Annotated in this window: 18 protein-coding genes, 1 tRNA gene and 1 pseudogene; 12 read left to right on the forward strand and 8 right to left on the reverse strand. The window is 43.2% G+C overall.

Translation table 11 applies throughout. From position 1 onward, the window contains the following. Positions 1 to 50: 50 nt before the first annotated feature. Both pnuC and IEE84_RS10870 read left to right on the forward strand, forming a co-directional pair. A pseudogene (gene pnuC / locus IEE84_RS10865) lies at positions 51 to 560 on the forward strand (nicotinamide riboside transporter PnuC); the annotation flags it as partial. A gap of 221 nt (positions 561 to 781) precedes the next feature. After that, a complete protein-coding gene (locus IEE84_RS10870) occupies positions 782 to 1,216 on the forward strand; it encodes an Mpo1 family 2-hydroxy fatty acid dioxygenase (RefSeq protein WP_102091859.1) in 435 nt (144 codons plus the stop codon). A 198-nt stretch (positions 1,217 to 1,414) separates the two neighbouring features. On the opposite strand, the gene IEE84_RS10875 is transcribed toward IEE84_RS10870, so the two are convergent. The 3 genes from IEE84_RS10875 to IEE84_RS10885 form a co-directional block, all read right to left on the reverse strand. Beyond that, a complete protein-coding gene (locus IEE84_RS10875) occupies positions 1,415 to 2,026 on the reverse strand; it encodes a nitroreductase family protein (RefSeq protein WP_057761493.1) in 612 nt (203 codons plus the stop codon). 109 nt (positions 2,027 to 2,135) lie between these two features. Beyond that, complete coding sequence (locus tag IEE84_RS10880) at positions 2,136 to 2,849, reverse strand: pirin family protein (RefSeq protein WP_191114181.1); 714 nt, start codon at positions 2,847 to 2,849, stop codon at positions 2,136 to 2,138. Positions 2,850 to 3,195: 346 nt separating this feature from the next. After that, positions 3,196 to 3,576, reverse strand: coding sequence for a DoxX family protein (locus IEE84_RS10885; RefSeq protein ID WP_191114182.1), 381 nt, complete (start codon positions 3,574 to 3,576; stop codon positions 3,196 to 3,198). Between the two features lie 137 nt (positions 3,577 to 3,713). Between IEE84_RS10885 and IEE84_RS10890 the strand changes: the two genes are divergently transcribed. After that, complete coding sequence (locus IEE84_RS10890) at positions 3,714 to 4,619, forward strand: LysR family transcriptional regulator (protein ID WP_191114183.1); 906 nt, start codon at positions 3,714 to 3,716, stop codon at positions 4,617 to 4,619. 34 nt (positions 4,620 to 4,653) lie between these two features. Here the strand turns inward: IEE84_RS10890 and IEE84_RS10895 are convergent, their stop codons facing one another. Together IEE84_RS10895 and IEE84_RS10900 are read right to left on the reverse strand one after the other, a co-directional pair. Beyond that, the gene (locus IEE84_RS10895; protein WP_191114184.1) at positions 4,654 to 6,060 is read right to left on the reverse strand and encodes a Na+/H+ antiporter NhaC family protein; all 1,407 of its coding nucleotides are present in this window, start codon (positions 6,058 to 6,060) and stop codon (positions 4,654 to 4,656) included. Between the two features lie 210 nt (positions 6,061 to 6,270). Then, positions 6,271 to 6,345 (reverse strand) — tRNA-Gly (locus IEE84_RS10900). Between the two features lie 530 nt (positions 6,346 to 6,875). Here IEE84_RS10900 and IEE84_RS10905 point away from each other — a divergent pair. The 4 genes from IEE84_RS10905 (at position 6,876) to IEE84_RS10920 (ending at position 9,289) form a co-directional block, all read left to right on the forward strand. Then, entirely contained in the window at positions 6,876 to 7,688 is an 813-nt protein-coding gene (locus tag IEE84_RS10905) for a M48 family metallopeptidase (protein WP_057761502.1), read from the forward strand. A gap of 285 nt (positions 7,689 to 7,973) precedes the next feature. Next, the gene (locus IEE84_RS10910) at positions 7,974 to 8,294 is read left to right on the forward strand and encodes a BolA family protein (protein WP_191114185.1); all 321 of its coding nucleotides are present in this window, start codon (positions 7,974 to 7,976) and stop codon (positions 8,292 to 8,294) included. Positions 8,295 to 8,368: 74 nt separating this feature from the next. Next, complete coding sequence (locus IEE84_RS10915; protein ID WP_057761505.1) at positions 8,369 to 8,728, forward strand: SirB2 family protein; 360 nt, start codon at positions 8,369 to 8,371, stop codon at positions 8,726 to 8,728. A gap of 165 nt (positions 8,729 to 8,893) precedes the next feature. Next, positions 8,894 to 9,289, forward strand: a complete 396-nt coding sequence (locus IEE84_RS10920; protein WP_191114186.1) for a hypothetical protein — start codon at positions 8,894 to 8,896, stop codon at positions 9,287 to 9,289. A gap of 206 nt (positions 9,290 to 9,495) precedes the next feature. Here the strand turns inward: IEE84_RS10920 and trxC are convergent, their stop codons facing one another. From trxC to IEE84_RS10935, 3 genes are all read right to left on the reverse strand, one after another. Continuing rightward, positions 9,496 to 9,933 (reverse strand): thioredoxin TrxC, encoded by a 438-nt coding sequence (gene trxC, locus IEE84_RS10925; RefSeq protein WP_191114187.1) that lies wholly within the window; start codon positions 9,931 to 9,933, stop codon positions 9,496 to 9,498. Positions 9,934 to 10,081: 148 nt separating this feature from the next. Continuing rightward, positions 10,082 to 10,702, reverse strand: coding sequence for a class I SAM-dependent methyltransferase (locus IEE84_RS10930; protein ID WP_191114188.1), 621 nt, complete (start codon positions 10,700 to 10,702; stop codon positions 10,082 to 10,084). A gap of 159 nt (positions 10,703 to 10,861) precedes the next feature. Then, positions 10,862 to 11,734 carry an MBL fold metallo-hydrolase gene (locus IEE84_RS10935; protein ID WP_191114189.1) on the reverse strand — a complete coding sequence of 291 codons (873 nt, stop codon included), beginning with the start codon at positions 11,732 to 11,734 and terminating at the stop codon, positions 10,862 to 10,864. Positions 11,735 to 12,112: 378 nt separating this feature from the next. Between IEE84_RS10935 and IEE84_RS10940 the strand changes: the two genes are divergently transcribed. The 5 genes from IEE84_RS10940 (at position 12,113) to IEE84_RS10960 (ending at position 16,346) form a co-directional block, all read left to right on the forward strand. After that, positions 12,113 to 12,400 (forward strand): ArsR/SmtB family transcription factor, encoded by a 288-nt coding sequence (locus tag IEE84_RS10940; RefSeq protein ID WP_057761516.1) that lies wholly within the window; start codon positions 12,113 to 12,115, stop codon positions 12,398 to 12,400. Between the two features lie 46 nt (positions 12,401 to 12,446). Next, the gene (locus tag IEE84_RS10945; protein WP_191114190.1) at positions 12,447 to 14,150 is read left to right on the forward strand and encodes a SulP family inorganic anion transporter; all 1,704 of its coding nucleotides are present in this window, start codon (positions 12,447 to 12,449) and stop codon (positions 14,148 to 14,150) included. Between the two features lie 236 nt (positions 14,151 to 14,386). Further along, complete coding sequence (locus IEE84_RS10950; protein WP_057761519.1) at positions 14,387 to 14,713, forward strand: protein tyrosine phosphatase family protein; 327 nt, start codon at positions 14,387 to 14,389, stop codon at positions 14,711 to 14,713. A gap of 63 nt (positions 14,714 to 14,776) precedes the next feature. Next, entirely contained in the window at positions 14,777 to 15,109 is a 333-nt protein-coding gene (locus IEE84_RS10955; RefSeq protein WP_057761521.1) for a protein tyrosine phosphatase family protein, read from the forward strand. Positions 15,110 to 15,488: 379 nt separating this feature from the next. Beyond that, positions 15,489 to 16,346 carry a bile acid:sodium symporter family protein gene (locus tag IEE84_RS10960; protein WP_191114191.1) on the forward strand — a complete coding sequence of 286 codons (858 nt, stop codon included), beginning with the start codon at positions 15,489 to 15,491 and terminating at the stop codon, positions 16,344 to 16,346. Positions 16,347 to 16,479: the final 133 nt, after the last annotated feature.

Genomic DNA, 16,479 nt, shown 5'->3' on the forward strand with positions numbered 1-16,479 from the left:
AGGGAGGTTAGTATGTCTCGTCAACCAAAAATGTCCAAACGTACGCTAGAGCAACCGCAGGGGAGGTTATCGTACAGGCAACGTCTGGCGCAGTAGGCTTAATGCTTGCTCCATTATTTAACTTTTTTACCCATGTTTACGGTATTTTTTACTGGTCGAAGCACACCGATCCTGATGGCGACATGATACCTAAATCAGCAAGTAAAGCTGTTTGGTTGATTCCCGCTACCTTCATCATCGTTGGTCTTGCCTTGTTTCCCACGATAAATGATTTATTAGCGAGCTATGGCTATGCGGTCGTAGAGGATGATAGTAGTCTGTTTTTGGGATTTATCTCTTTCTTTTGGATTAACGTCATTGCCTTTGTGCTTTCTATTACCGCTCAGGCAGCTATGATTCTGCGTTATTCATTTAACTGGTGGTTGTGGATTATCGTCAACTTTGTCTGGCTCATCGTGAACCTCATGTCTGGCAACTATATCTTTGCTATTCAGACTATGGTGTATCAAGTAAACGCCTTTATCGGTCTTTATGAATGGCATCGCAGCGAGCAAGGATAATATGTCTCCTATAGAAAAACCCCTTGAAAGTTTGAATAAAACCTTGCTGATATAGCACCCATAGTACGAGTGAACTTGACTGTGCCGTCTATCAGATAACATGGTAGACAGGCGTAATTAGTGCTACAACTGATATTAACAATCATATTCATACTGAGATCAGTAGCGAGTCCATTAGCTAGTATGAGTTACTCATCTTATTTACTAACAGGGAGGTTAGTATGTCTCGTCAACCAAAAATGTCCAAACGTACGCTAGAGCAATGGCTTAGTGAGTACTCGGTCAGTCATCAAAACTTGGTCAATAAAAAAATCCATTGGCTATGTGTGCCGACGATCTTTGTCAGCCTGCTAGGTATGGGCATGTCACTATCCGTGTGGTTTACCTTGGTATTAAGCGCATTGGTATTATTATTCTATATGCGTTTATCTACGCCACTGTTTTTAGCCATGGGGATGTTTATTCTTATCTGTCTATCAGTGATGGCAGCGATGCCATGGGGCTTTAAAGCGTGGGCAGCGGTATTTGTCGTTGCATGGATTGGCCAGTTCATAGGGCATAAAATCGAAGGCAAAAAACCTTCTTTCTTTAAGGATCTACAGTTTTTGTTAATTGGTCCAGCATGGGTGGCTAACAGTTTGATGCAGCGTAAATAGTTGTCAATCTCTGCGTAATTTCTGCAGGAACCTAGCTTAGCTGTAGGCTATTGATAACCTCTACAATTCTCACCCTCAATAAGAAAATATTACCAATAAAAAAACGCCACCCAGAAATTACTGAGTGGCGCTTTTTGTTTTACGTAAACTTTTGGGGCTATTAAGATTTTAGGACTATATAAAATAGACTACCCTATCTTACGCACCAAAAACTTTCATACGCTCTTCGACTGGCTTAAATGCTTTTTCACCCGCTGGCTGCTCGATCGTTCCAAATACCAATTGTGCATTTAGCGTCCAGTCTTTATCGATATCCCAAGCGCTAGCTACTTTTTGATCGATTACTGGATTGTAGTGCTGTAAGTTTGCGCCAACATCGATACTGGCTAGTGCCGTCCAGATAACATACTGATGCATGGCACTGGTTTGACTTGCCCAGATTGGGAAGTTATCAGCATATAGTGGCGCTGCTTCTTGCATGCCTCTGACGACTGCTTGATCTTCAAAAAACAGCACCGTACCAGCACCGTTACGGAAACCATTGACACGCTCTTTGGTCGATTTGAACTTCTCTTCGTCACCAACGATTTCGCGTAACGTATCTTCGGTCATGTCCCACAACTTACGATGGTCATCGCCAAACAATACAACGATACGCGTCGATTGCGAGTTAAAAGACGATGGCGTATGCAAAATAGCATGCTCAACTATTTTTACGATTTCGTCGTTAGCTACTGGCAGTTGGTTGCTTAGCGCATAGATAGAACGACGTTTCTCTGCTAGCTGCTGTAGTGTTGTTAAATCTGACATAGTGTTTCTCCATGTTGTTAGTAAAATAGTTATTAATAAGAGTAATTTTTAGCGTTAATATTTATTGGTAAGAGTACTTTAATTGATAAAGCACTTTGCTATCCGATGACTACATAAATAGCGGTACTTCCATCACTAGCACACGGCTAGCTACTGTTGCGTCCATCGTAAAGCTCTGAGTATCCCAAATGCAAAGGCCGTCACGAATAGACAGGACTTGGCCATCTATCACGACTTCACCACTGATGACAAATACGTAGACACCGTTGTTAGAGACATTTAACTGATAAGTTTGCGATATACCTTCGTCAAAACTACCCATGCTAAACCAAGCATCTTGATGAATCCAAACACCTGCATCATCGGCATTAGGTGATAGCACTTGGCTAAACTCGTTAGGTCGCATGATATCACCCATATGCACTTGCTGATAACGCGGTGCGACATCCATTTTGTTTGGTATCACCCAAATCTGCAAAAACCTCACAGCCTCTGCATCGTCACCGTTCATTTCACTATGGATAATGCCTGTACCCGCTGACATCACTTGAATTTCACCAGTTTCTATGACGCCCTCGTTGCCGATACTATCGCCGTGAGCGAGCTTGCCGGATAGAGGAATACTGATAATCTCCATGTTACGGTGCGAGTGATTGCCAAACCCCTGACCGCCAATGACAAAGTCATCATTAATAACACGTAAGGCACCAAAGCCCATACGCTCAGGATTATGATAATTGGCAAAGCTAAAGGTATGTCTGCTTTTAAGCCAGCCATGATTGGCATCGCCACGTGAGTCTGCTGCATGATAGATTGTTTTCATAATTTATCCTTAGCTATCAACAGATTAATCCTCTATATACTTATTATCGATTAATCTATTTAAACAATGGGCTTATTATAATTATTAATTCTACATAGATAAACAACGCTAAATGCAATTAACTATTCTTTTTTATAGAACAATCAGAGCGGTTTTAACGCACTACAGATCTTTTACATATATTAGCACAGCTAATTTTATATAAATTACTTTAAGTTATGCTTATATAAAAAACTGTCTGATGTTGAGATTTTCTGTGAAAATGTTCATGATGCTCTTTATTTGAAACTACCCCTTTATGATTGTTCTTCGTAAGCGTATAAGAGGTAGATCAGCTACTGCTTGCTTATCGCTTATTGTCTATTGAGTAAGCACCCGCACCATGAGCAAAAATCATCAAAAACCCACCTGCGATCGAAATATTTTTCATAAATGAGATCATCTGTGATTCGTCAGTCCAGAACTGATGAAAAATAATAGCTGACACGATGCTAAACCCGGCAAACAAGAAAGCAATTGGGAGAGCTTTATAACCTAGCAAGATAGCGATACCACCTAGTACCTCAAACGCGATTACCAATGGTAATAACATACCAGGCACACCTACTGACTCCATATAGCCTTGAGTAGTCGCATAATCTGTGATTTTACCAATGCCTGCAAAGATGAAAATGATTGATAATAATAGACGACCGAGCGGTGCGCTAAATTGCTGTAATTTGTCCATAATGATGCTCCAAAAGTGTGTTTGATCATGTCTCTAAGTAGAGAATAGCGCGATTATAGGCGTTGACTAGCATGGGATAAACAGCAATAATCACAAATATAAGTTCTTGGGGTAAGAACAATCATGAGGCATCGATAATGGGTCAATTAGAAGACATGGCGATGTTTGTACGCATTGTTGAGGCAGGTAGTATTACCAAGGCTGCTGAGCAGTTAAATATTGCAAAATCAGCCGTCAGTCGCCGACTTAAAGAATTGGAAGAGCGTTTAGGCAGTCAATTAATTAGCCGTACTACCCGCCAATCTAAATTGACGCAAGCTGGTGAGCAATATTATCAGCAAGTGAATAATATCTTGCGTGCGGTTGACGCTGTCAATGAGCATGCTACTGACGCTCCTATGCGTATTGAAGGTACGCTAAAAATGACAGCGCCGTTGTCCTTTGGACTCATGCATCTGAACGATGTAATTGATAAATACGCCAATAAACATCCCAATCTGAGATTCGATCTGGATTTTTCTGACCGACGTATCGATTTGATTGAAGAAGGTTATGAGCTGGCCATTCGAATCGGAGAGCTACAAGATTCTAGCTATCAAGCAAAAAAGTTGGCATTGATTCGTTGTGTGATTTGCGCCAGTCCTGATTATTTGGCAAAAATGGGCACGCCTGAGACGCTAGACGATTTAGACAACCATGCGCTGTTGCAATACAGTCTCGGTCAAACCAATAGTATAAACTTGGTGGATACAGAAGGCAGAAGTCATCATCGTACGATAGATGCCAAAATCAAAGCCACCAATGGTGAGTTCTTAGTGGACTTAGCAGTTAAAGGTCATGGCATTACTTTTGTGCCGACTTTTATTGCTTATAAACAACTGGCGCTGGGCGAGCTGGTACCTGTCTTCAAACACTATCAACTGCCAACCCTAACCGCTTATGCCGTTTACCCAAAAAATCGTTTTTTGTCACAGCGTTGTCGTTACTTGATTGATTTTATTGCCGAGCAATTCGGTGATAATCCGTACTGGGATCAGTATTAGCCCATGTTTCTGTTATTCCTAACGATATCAATTGCTATTGATTTTGGGTCACCTTCCCCTCTTCTACTCTACTAATCGTCAGCCCCGTAAACCCGAATAGCAGCGTCAATAGCAGCGACAAATAGCAGAAGAACGCATAAGGCAAGTAGTCCAATACTGGCACCCCTAACGCCTGACTGATAAACACCCCGCACACACTCCAAGGTACCAGCGGATTAATCACCGTTCCTGCATCCTCAATCGTCCGCGACAAATTCTTTGGATGTAAGTGTAAGCGCTCAAACGTTAACCGAAATGCCGTACCTGATAGTAGAATACTCAAATACTGCTCACCAATCAGCACGTTAATGCTCAGTGCCGACATCGCTGCCGCAAAGATAGCTCGCCCTGATGTCGTCAGTGTGTCTTTAATACCAGATAGCAGTGCTGGTAGAATCCCTAGTGCCGTTAGTAACCCGCCCAAACTCAATGCCAGTATCACAATCGCCTGAGTGAAAAACATACTCTGTACACCGCCGCGCGACAGCATACCACCCACCTCACCTAACTCTAATGACTCAGCAGGTGCATAGCCTGCAAACAGATAGCCGCCCAGTTGACCAAAGCTTGGTGAACTGTGTACATAAGTAATAATCAATGCCGCGGCAATCGTACAAATAATCGTATAAATCGCATTGACGCGAAACAGTGCCAATCCGACTAATACGATAAAGGGTAATACCGAATATCCATGTACCAAACCACTGTCTATTAACTGACCTTGCAATATGGTCACTTGACTTAGATCAGCACTGGTCGTCTGTCCGGAGAACATCCAAAATAAGATCACCGTCAGTATCCACGCAGGGACTGTTGTATACATCATATTGCGAATGTGCTCAAACAGATCGATACCAACGACAGAAGACGCAATCGTACAAGTATCAGACAAAGGAGACATCTTATCACCAAAGAATGCACCTGATACCACTGCCCCCGCCGCTATCGCCACATTGGCATCAAAGGCATTACTCATGCCAATAAACGCCACGCCCAAGGTAGCTGCAGTCGTCAAACTACTACCCAAAGCAATACCAATAATAGAGGTCAAGATAAAGGCAGAGATATAGTAATACTCAGGCGAGATAAGCTGAAAGCCTACATACATGAGTGTAGGTATAGCACCTGACATCATCAAAGCCGCAACCATCAGTCCGATAAAGAAGAACAAATAGATGGCACCAATACCGCGCATGACACCTGAGGCCATTTGCGCTTGCATGTCATCAAAGCTGAGTCCTTTGTACATACCGATAGCCAGTAACACACAAATAGCTAGAATAAGAGACAGGTGCGGCACCCAGCCAAAGCCTATCATGGTGATGCCCATGATACCGATGACGATGGCGGATATGATAAAGGCGAGCTTGGCGCTGATTAATGTAAGCGGTTTTGGTGGCATTGGATGCCCTTATGTTGCTATAGGTTTAATTCGTTCAGGTATTAGTATGTGCGCATCTGTTTTTCAATAGTGATAATTTCTGTCTTGCTGATAGTTAGCGTCGGGCGTTACTTTCTATATTTCCACTATTAGCTGACTTAGGACAGATTTTACACATAAAAAAAAGCCTCACTGTGAAGTGAGGCTATTTGCGCTTTTTCAAGCCATATTTGGAGCGGGAAAAGAGATTCGAACTCTCGACCCCAACCTTGGCAAGGTTATGCTCTACCACTGAGCTATTCCCGCTTAGTATCAATCCGTAGTGTTGTTAACAACTACTCCGTCTCGATAGGCTGGCTATTTTAGCAAATATTCTGTGGGTGTCAACACCTTTTTTAGAATTTATTTCTAATATTTTTAGCTAAATGCCCTTTTTATCGGATAAATCAACATAAGCAATTGATTTAAAAACAGGAATTAATTTCAATTAAATGAAAAATATTTCACATTAATTATAGAACTTTAAGTCTGAGCTCTACTTCCTTTAGCTTCATAGTGGTCATAAGACAATCGATAAAGTAAAAACTCACTATTTACACTCTAATAAAAAGATATCGCACTTACAATCATACGCTTTATTGTTACTTTTCCTATCTTGGTTTTAGGTGGTTAACATTATTATACTTATGTCCAATGGCAGTTAAGGTAGACTTTTACTGTTTAAGCGGATAAATGAGCACTACTAAAAGATTAATAAACACGGCTCCCACATCTGCTGCACTATTTTTTAACTTGTTTGACTTTATGTTTTTCCATCTTATAGAGAGGATATTTTTATGAAGAAGTTATTAACCACGACAGTGATGGCCGCTTCGTTGTCAGCACTCACCTTAACTGGTTGTACCAGCACTACCAATTCTGGCGCAGTTGGTGTTGATCGTCAGCAGTTGCTATTAGTGTCTAGTGAGCAAGTATTGGCACTGTCTGCCCAAAGCTATGCCAAAACAATACAAGACGCAAAATCAAAAGGTGTGCTAGATACCAACACTGCTCAGCTAAACCGCTTGAAAAATATTGCGAATCGCTTGGTTGGTCAAGTTGGCGTCTACCGCGCTGATGCAGCCAAATGGCAATGGGAAGTACACACCATCAAGTCTAACGATTTGAATGCATTTGTGGTGCCAGGTGGTAAGATCATGTTTTATTCAGGCATCATCGATCGTCTGAACCTCACTGATGATGAGATTGCTGCCATCATGGGTCATGAAATCTCTCATGCACTACGTGAGCATTCGCGCGAGCGTCTATCACGCGAGTATGCAACCCAAACTGGTATCGGTCTTGCGGCCAGTATATTTGGCTTATCACAAGGACAGGCTGAGTTAGCTGGTACTGCGGGTAATTTAGGCTTGAGCCTACCCCACAGCCGCACTCAAGAAAGTGAAGCTGATCAGATCGGTCTTGAGCTGATGGCACGTGCAGGTTATAACCCTCAGGCGGCTGTTACGCTTTGGCAAAAAATGCAAAAAGCAAGCCAAGGTGAGCCACCACAATTCCTCAGCACTCACCCAACGAGCAGCAGCCGTATCGCAGAGTTACAGTCATTGATGCCAAAAGTTACGCCTCTATATCAACAGTCGCGCCGCTGATAAGTAGCTAATTAGCGACTTTTAAACTTCAGCAGTACGCATTTAGATATCATAGAAGCAAAGTGCAGCCAAAGCGTTGTGCTTTGCTTTTTTTAGTTATAGCCAGACATTACAGGCTTTATAATTGACAAGCATTGTAGTTGATAAGCACTGTAATCGGCAGGGTTTGCAATTGATCGATTTGGCAATCGCACTCTATCCCGCTTATTGTGTCTGTTATAATACCGATAAATATTATTTGCAGATTGCCCAATCAAATTGTACAAAATACATTGAAGGATTGTTATGAGTACCACACCTACTGCCGACGCACTTCATGCCGAATTACAAGCGCTTGTGCCGCAGCATATCGAACTGATCAATGAGTCGATGTCGCATGCCGGTTACTTTGAAGGTAAAGAAAGCCACTTTAAGCTCACTATCGTTAGCGATGCATTTGAAGGCAAAAGACTGGTCGGGCGTCATCAGCTGATATATGGCCTAGTAACGCCTTTGCTCACCTCGCAAGGCGGCCAAGTGCATGCCCTCGCTATCCATGCCTATACTCCGACAGAATGGCAAGGTCAAAGCCCTGCGAGTCCATTATGTGCTGGTCAAAACAAATAGCCGACTGGATTTGAATCGCAACTACATATTTTAAATTAGCCTATATACTGCAGTTTTAGAGGGAGCAATATTCAATGAAACATCTACATATGCTGATGGCAGCGCTGACAGTTGCGCTATTTTTATATCAAAGCTACTTAGTACTCAGCGCAGATAGACGCGCACCACGAGCAGTCAAAATAGCCACACATATTATCTATGCCCTGCTTATCCTGTCAGGTGCAATGATGCTAATGCAATTGATGGGTGCCAACGCTCCTGTACAGTGGGTGTTTGCCAAAATCATCTTACTGATCGCTGCTATTAGCTCAAGTATCAAAGCGTTTAAGGTTGATGCGACACCTGTGCAAAGAAAAACAGGTATTCTTATCGCTGCCGTTGCTTATATCGGGATCGTAATACTTGCCTTTGCCAAACCAGCAAATTTATTTTAATAAGCGATTTTCTGTTTTAATAAGCAACCGTTTTAGAAAGCTGTCGATATGTTGATGACATGATACGAAAATTTTTCATCATCGATGGATTTTCAATATCTTAATCGCGCTATTTTTGCTATCTTAAATAGATATAAATACAATCACTTAGCCACTGGAGCCATTATGAAAACGTTTACGACAGCGACACTACTAGCTGGCATTTTTGCGCTCTCAGGCTGTGCCTCTACTGGTAACATCACCCCGCAATATGTACCGCCAAGTACTTATCAAAATTATAATTGCCAAGCACTTGGCCAAGAGTACACTCGCGTCAACCGCTATGTCGAAGCGGCTCGCAATGAGCAATCGACCCTATCGGCATCAGGCGTCGGTGTTGGCGTCTCTGCTGGACGCTGGGGTATTTCGCCGAATATCAGCTTTGGTCTAGGCAAGAGTAACAGTACCAAAGCACGTGATGCAAAATTATCGCGTCTCTACGGTGAGCGTGATGCAATTGTCCAGTCGGCGCGCATTCAGCGTTGTAGCTTTGCCAATGGCATCAAGATTTATGGTGAATAAGCTTAAGCAAGTGCAAAGCTATCTACACGGCTAAAACAGTGTATGACACCGTAAAATAGTACATGACACCATAAAGTAGTACATGAAATAGCAAAAAGCCAATATGCATATCACATACTGGCTTTTTTATTGCTACGGTTTTTTATAAGAAAACATAGGTATTTGGATAAATAGCTTGGAGAAAAAGTAATCTAGCCTGACTAATACTACGATTGTAAGCTTTGCACCCATTGGATGATTTGATGACTTGGTAGCGCACCTGATTGACGTGCGACTTCTTTACCATTTCTAAAAGCAACCATCGTTGGTAAGCTGCGAATATTATAAGGCGCGGCTGCCTGCTCGTATTTATCCGTTTGCACCTTGGCAAAGACCACTTGTGGCAATTGACTAGCAGCGCTCTTGAACTCTGGCGCCATCATAATGCAAGGCTGACACCAACTCGCCCAAAAATCCACGATAGTCAGTACATCGTTCTTTTGGATAATCTTATTTGCTGTTTGCGCATTGAGCTCATGCGGACTAGCAGTCAATAATGGCTGACCACATTTACCGCATTTTGGCGCAGCGCTTAATCGTGCAGCAGGCACACGGTTGGTTGCTTGGCAATGTGGGCATACTAGATGAAAACTTTGCTCACTCATTATTTAATTCCTATTTTAATTATTTTGTTATTTCAAATACTGTTCATGAACCATTTTATATAAAAGCTAGTTACGTTGCTCGCTGTAGTTATAGTCGTCGTCGCGTTGATTGGTAAATAATTTTAGCATAGTTAATTGGGCTTATCCTTTATGTCAGTTGCTGTGCCACACCGCTATACACATAGCTCATTGGTCTTGGGCCGGGCAAATACGCTTCGCTCAACTCGTCAATAGCAAACCCACCTTCTCTGATAAGCGCTGGAATATCGCGATCTAAATGACATCCTCCCGCTATAGGTTTCCAAAAAGGCGTCAATCGATGCTGCCAACGCTCAACAGAAGAATCTGGTGCCAGTCCGTGCTCACAAAATAATAAGCGTCCGTTAGGTTTTAGCACGCGCGCCATTTCTCGGAGTGCCGCTACTGGATCATCAATACTGCACAAGGTAAAAGTCATCACAATCGTATCAAATTGATCCGTATCAGCATGGATACCTTTTACATCGACGGCTATCACTTCAACCGGAATGCCAATGTCAGCTGCACGCTCACGAGCCAGCGACTGCATTTGAGCCGCTGGATCCACACCGATAATAGAAGAGACTTTATTAGCATCATAAAACTGCAAATTCAAACCGCTACCAATGCCAATCTCCAACACCTTACCGAGCGCTTGCGGAACAATTTTAGAGCGCGCTTTCATGACATTGCCCGTACTACAAGCAATATCTATCATCTTTGGCAACACATAGCGCTCGTAAGGGTTCATCGCTTTCTCCAGTTATTGCCGCACTTAGCGCTTGCAGTTGGTCATACATAGCATCTAGAAATGGACAGTCTACAGGTTAGCATTCTTATAGATATCAATCATACGATACTTGCGTAGTGCTGCATCAGGTAATGATCTTCAGTTATTAAACTGTTTAACTTATCCACCGAGGACATTGATCGGAACTTTTAGATAACGTGTACCGTTGTCTTCTGGCTCTGGAAAATGTCCTGCATCGATATTGATTTGTACAGCAGGAATGATAAGGCGAGGCATATCTAGAGTCGCATCACGGCGCTCACGCATCTGCACAAACTCTGCTTCGTTTATACTGTCCTTAACATGGATATTTTCTAGTTTTTGCGCGGCTACTGTCGTCGTTGGGCAATGCTGACGACCTTTGCTTGGATAATCATGACACAGATACATGACGGTATCTTCAGGAAGTGCTAGCAGCTTCTGAATAGACTGATAAAGCGTTTTGGCATCGCCACCAGGAAAATCACAGCGCGCTGTACCGACATCAGGTGCGAACAATGTATCTCCAACGAATACCACTGTTTTCTCATTATCAGCGGCTAGATAAGCCATATCGGCACGTGTGTGACCGGGTACATACATCGCAGTGATAGTAATATTGCCAAGCTCTAAGGTCTCGCCTTCGTCTGTCAAGATATCAAACTGGCTGGCATCAGTGCGGAAACTCGTGTCAAAGTTAAAAATTTGCTTAAAGATTTTTTGTACTTCGGTGATATGCTGACCAATGACTAACTGTCCACCAAGGCTTTCTTTTACATGGATGGCCGCCGATAAATGATCTGCATGCGCATGGGTCTCGATAATATACTTGAGCGCCCAATCTTGCTCACGTACAAACTCAATCACTTCATCGACACTGCTGGTATTAGTTCGGCCTGACTTAGCATCGAAGTTCAATACAGGATCGACAATGGCACATAATTTTTGCTCAGTATCAGCAAGTACGTGGGTATAGGTTTCTGTATCGCTATCTAAAAAAGAATGAACTTGCATGGCGGCCTCTTTGATTATTTATACATAAGTTATTTATACATATTTTGGTTATAGGAATTTTTATCTTTAATTAACCCTTAAGTATGATATTCAGTCGTATATAATGCGTTCCTACGACTTATCTGATGCCACCAATATAACAACCACCATACAATTTATCAATTTATATAATGTAATTAATGATAACTTGCTATGTGGCGTGATATCATTGATAATCAACTATATATTGTTCAAAACATCATGGCATTTGTTACCATCTAATGTAAGGAATTTGTTCTGACTACTTCTATTTCAGCCGAAGGTACACCTACTCGCAGCACCACTGACGATGGGTCATCTGATACTGCAGATTTAGTACCTGCCGATCTTGCCAAGCAAATGCAGCAAGCATCGCTACAAGCCAGCCAACTACTAAAGTCGCTATCGCACCCCGATCGCCTACTTCTTCTCTGTCAATTGACCCAAGGTGAATATTGTGTCGGTGAGCTGGAGGATTTGGTCGGGGTTGGACAGCCGAGCTTATCGCAGCAATTGGGTATATTGCGTAAAGACGAGCTGGTCGCCACACGCCGCGAAGGTAAGCAAATTTACTATAGTATCGCAAGCGAAGATGCGCTAGCTGTACTCGATCTACTGTATCAACGTTTTTGTGCCAAAGCAGAATAACGCCGCCCTCGCCTAATTATTTATACTATCTACTGTGGTGATTGATATGTCCTCTATCGTCGCTCGTCTGATTCCAGCTTGGCTGCGTCAATACCAGCTCTCAGCGTTGCCGACTGATCTCGTCGCAGGCATAGTGGTGGGCGTGTTGGTCATACCGCAGAGCTTAGGTTACGCAGTGCTTGCAGGACTGCCGCCTGTCTATGGCCTATATGCAGCGATCGTACCTGTCCTCGTTTATGCGTGGCTCGGCTCTAGCAACGTGCAAGCTGTAGGACCGGTTGCCATTACCGCTATTATGACAGCCAGTGGCCTACTGCCATATGCCGAGCAAGGCACTGAGCAGTATGCACTGATGGCCAGCCTATTGGCACTGATGGTAGGTGCACTGCTATGGATTGCAGGCAGATTAAAACTTGGCTGGATCATGCAGTTTATCAGTCGCGGCGTGTCCGCAGGGTTTGTAAGCGGTGCAGCGGTCCTTATATTTGTCAGTCAGCTCAAATATCTGACCGACATTCCAGTCACTGGCAATAGTCTGATTGGGTATCTATCTACCATGCAACGCTATGCCAGCCAGCTGCATCCATTGACCTTAGCGATCGGTATTACCGCATTTACGCTATTGGTTGCCAATCGCTATGCAAGTAAGTGGATATGGCAGACGTGGCTATCATCGTCATATGCCAAATGGGCAGAGCGCTTATTTCCGCTTATTTTACTTGGCGTCGCTATTGTACTCAGTATGGCACTGCATTGGAGCACACATGGCGTTGCGACCATCGGTCGTATTCCACAAGGGCTGCCGAACTTTACGTTACCGCATATCTCAGACTTACAAGAGGCGCTGAAGCTCTTGCCGACAGCAGGATTGATGGCACTTATCGTATTTGTGTCGAGCAGCTCAGTTGCCAGCACCTATGCTCGCTTGCGTGGTGAGAGTTTTGATGCCAATCGCGAGCTGACTGGACTTGGGCTGGCCAACCTGTCTGGTGGACTGTTCCAAAGTTTTTCGGTTGCAGGAGGCTTTTCGCGTACGGCTATCAATGCCGACTCAGGCGCTAAGACACCACTTGCCAGTCTCGTCACCGTACTGGTAATGATGGCCGCGCTCATAGCCTTTAGCAATGCGCTTGCTCCACTACCCTATGCACTACTGGGTGCAACTATCATGGCCTCCATCATTGGCCTGATAGATATTGCGACGTTGAAATCTGCATGGCAGCGTGATCGCTTAGATGGTGCTAGCTTTTTGGCTGCGTTTGTCGGTGTACTTATATTTGGACTAAACACGGGGCTGGTCATTGGTCTAATGGTGTCATTCGCCAGTCTCATCTGGCAGTCGAGTAAGCCACATGTGGCTGTCGTTGGGCAATTGGGCGGTACAGGACATTTTCGTAATATCAATCGCCATGACGTCGTAACTTTTGACAACTTATTGATGTTGCGTATCGATGAGAGTCTGTTCTTTGGTAATAGTGAATCTGTACATCGACGCATCCTCAATGCCATGCAGCAATATCCCGATGCCAATGAAATCATATTGATTATGGCGGCCGTCAACCATATAGATCTGACCGCTCAAGAAATGCTTTGTACCTTAAACCATGAATTGGCGTTACAGAACAAGCGCTTACACTTTAGCTTTATCAAAGGTCCTGTGATGGACATCATCGGTCACACCCCATTGATTAGTGAGCTATCAGGGCAGGTCTATCTGAGTACCTTAGATGCTGTCGATGCATTAAAATAATCTATAGTTTGACCGTAATGAAGTCGCTGATACATTAATTTCACTCAATCTCAATCACTATTGTCGCCTACAACACAATATCGCTATGATAGCGCCTGTGTTATGCTAGACGCACTAAATAGGGAATCAATTAACCTATAAATCCGCCTAAAGAATGCTGGTGTATAGTCCTTTGATATTCTTAGCCCAACCCTCAATAATAAATATACTTTAACAAATATAACTGAACCTATTTTATGACCGATGATTTAACGATTTATAAGCAAATATATCCAAGCCAGTGCGTTAAAATTGCTGAGCTGGGTTATCGCTCAGTGCTTAATATTCGCCCAGATGCCGAGATTGAGACACAGCCTAATAGCTGCGATTTGGCAACGGCTACTGAACAGGCAAACCTAGCGTATCAGCATCTGCCATTTGATGATGAGCGTCTAAGTATGCTGACGGTTGAGCAGTTTGCCGATTTTTATCACTCAATGCCCAAGCCTATATTAATGTTTTGTGGTACTGGGGCACGCGCCAAGCTACTGTACCAAAGCGCATTGATGCAAGGTCTGTTATAACAACCGTCGCTCTAACCAACACGTTTTATAAACCCAACAACACCAATAAAAAAAGGAGCTCTTATGAGCCATGAAGTTAGCTTTACCGGACAAATCACGCCTGACCAAGTGCCTATGATTGCCGAAAATGGTTTCAAAACCATTATCAACAACCGTCCTGATGGTGAAGAGCCAAATCAGCCAACCAGTGCCGAAATCGAAGCAGCAGCCAAAGAAGCTGGACTTGCTTATAAAGAGATTTCTTTTGCAGGTAATGAGCTAAATCAAACTCACGTCGAAACGTTTGCAGATTTCTTTAATCAAGCTGAGCAGCCAATGCTGATCTTTTGCCGCACAGGTAACCGCTCAAACGGTATCTATGAAGCAGCTAAGCAAATGGATTTACTAGATGACTAGTGCAACATAAGTAGACTAGAAAGTTAGCGTATTTAGCCCACAGAATCTTGTGGGCTTTTTATTGCGCTTATCATTATGCTCAAAGCGTCATTAGCCACAAACAACCTAATCACTACCTAGTCACAGCCCAATCATTTCCCGATAGCTGCACAGCAACCTCAATAGTCACGACAAGTGGGTTACTATACGAGCGTAATACCGCTATTATCATTTGATAGGCTTGATCTAGCTTAGTGGTTAAGACACTTCATTAGCTAGACGATTAAATACCAAAACACATGGAATGTGAGCAGCTGTATAGTGACCAATGTTGCCCCGCTGCTATTTACTTTCAAAACGCCATCTTGGTATGGCATTTTAGTTTTACAAGGAATGTTTGATGAATAATACCGCGCTAGCATTACTGCCACTAGCCCTTGCCTACATTATGTTCACTCTAGGAGCAGGGCTAAAACTGAGTGATTTTAAGGTCATTGCCAAATATCCAAAAGCGTTCTTTGTTGGCTTAATCAATCAAGTTGTGTTGGTACCGTTGGTTGCGCTCGCAGTCGTATTGGTGACGGCTCCGCCACCAGCCATTGCTTTTGGGATTATGCTGATTAGTTTTTGTCCCGGCGGCGTCACTAGCAACATGCTGACCTACTATGCCAAAGGAAATGTCGCTCTCTCTATCGCGTTGACCGGTGTGGTCAGCATACTATCGGTAATTACATTACCTATCTTAATTACGTTGGCTTTTGATCACTTTATGAAAGATCAGGCGAACTCTATTAGCGCGATAAAGATTGGCCTAGTCATGTTCTTATTGACCACATTGCCCGTATCTCTTGGTATGCTTGCTCGCCACAAATTTACTGGCTTTATGGTACGTCGTAGCAGTCTGCTTAACGGCTTGGCCAGCGTATTTTTTGTCTTAATTGTCTTCGCTGCTATTGCCTCTAACTGGCAACTACTACAATCACAGTTCACTCAAATTGGTTTAGAACTTATCTTTATCATCGCTATTTTATTTGCTATTAGCATCTTAATCTCTAGAGTCCTAAAGCTCAGCTGGTTTGATACCAAAACCATCTCGATAGAAACCAGTATCCAAAATAGTACAACGGCTATTACCTTAGCTCCTATCATCATGGGTGTGAGCACACTGCCCGTTATCGCGCTGCCTGCTGCTTTGTACGGTGTGCTGATGTATGTCGTTGCGCTGCCCGTTATTTTCCTAATCAAAAACAAAAACTGATGATAGCGAATGTAAGAAATAAAAAGCGCCCTTCTCAATAAGTGCCCGTCTAAATAAGCGCCCTTCCAAACATTGGATGGGCATTTTTTTGTAATATGATTTACATGATAGAGACGTGGCTCGGGTTATAGAC

This window comes from Psychrobacter sp. 28M-43, assembly GCF_014770435.1.
Classification (GTDB): Bacteria; Pseudomonadota; Gammaproteobacteria; order Pseudomonadales; family Moraxellaceae; genus Psychrobacter.